At 55.2% G+C, this 854-nt stretch carries 1 protein-coding gene and 1 pseudogene; both read right to left on the bottom strand.

The window, feature by feature from the left end; all coding sequences use genetic code 11:
- Nucleotides 1–491: pseudogene (locus AC1DRJ_RS30280) on the bottom strand (copper oxidase); the annotation flags it as partial.
- Between the two features lie 187 nt (nucleotides 492–678).
- Nucleotides 679–854: ATP-binding protein (locus tag AC1DRJ_RS30275; RefSeq protein WP_477805353.1), on the bottom strand; the 176-nt coding region annotated here is incomplete at its 5' end.

Below are 854 nucleotides of genomic sequence, written 5' to 3'. Positions count from 1 at the left end.
GCACTGCGGGCCGCACTGGTCGGGTCCTGTTGTGGCAATGGACCAATGGCTGCTGGTGGGAAACTCAAGGGTGCCGCCGGTGTGGTGGGGTCGAGTTTTTCCGGGCCGAACTCTTCAAACAGCACCAACTGCTGAGTGAATGGCTGAGCGCCATACAGCGGGCTCGGCTTGCCATTGGTGGGGTAGTTGTAACTGGTCTGCTGCGCGGGCGGCAAGGCGTTCTCGACTCGCGTTTCTTCGCGACTGCCTTTGTTGCCATCGGGCAAATCGAAAGCGTCCTGGTTAGCCTCAGGCATGGTCAAAATCGCGTTCAACGCCGCAGGTTCGTCAGCCGGTTCGTCGTAGTAAGCCGAAGGGTCGGAGGGTTCAGGCTGTCGCTCGTCATCGATCGGGCTGGCATGCAGACTCGTGCTCAGGCTCATCGTTAAAAGGACGCTCAATGGCGTCAACAGGCCAATCCACTTGAAGGGATAACGCGCTTTTCTGTCCATCATCAACCGCCTCGAATTTGTGAAGGGGGTGATGTGGTAATTGCAAAGACCTCGCCAAATTTGTAACTAATTTATACAAACGTACTAAAACTCAACAAAACAATGGCTTATCAACATCAATGTGCCATACCCCGGTAAAAACGACTGGGGCCTGACACCCGCTAGCGGGTAAAGTTCATACCCATTTTCAGGGAATCCGTTTAAACGACAAACGGACGGAAGTACCTTCGCCTTCGCGGCTGTCCAGGGTTACGGCACCACCAAAACGATCCATGATGCGTTTCACCAACACCAGCCCGACGCCCAGCCCACCTTGCTTGGTGGTAAAAAATGGGCGAAACGCCATGCTGCGCTGCTCCTCGG

This window comes from Pseudomonas sp. P5_B2, from assembly GCF_056400445.1.
Note: the sequence above shows the minus strand (reverse complement) of the source record. Positions and strands in the feature narration are given on the sequence as shown.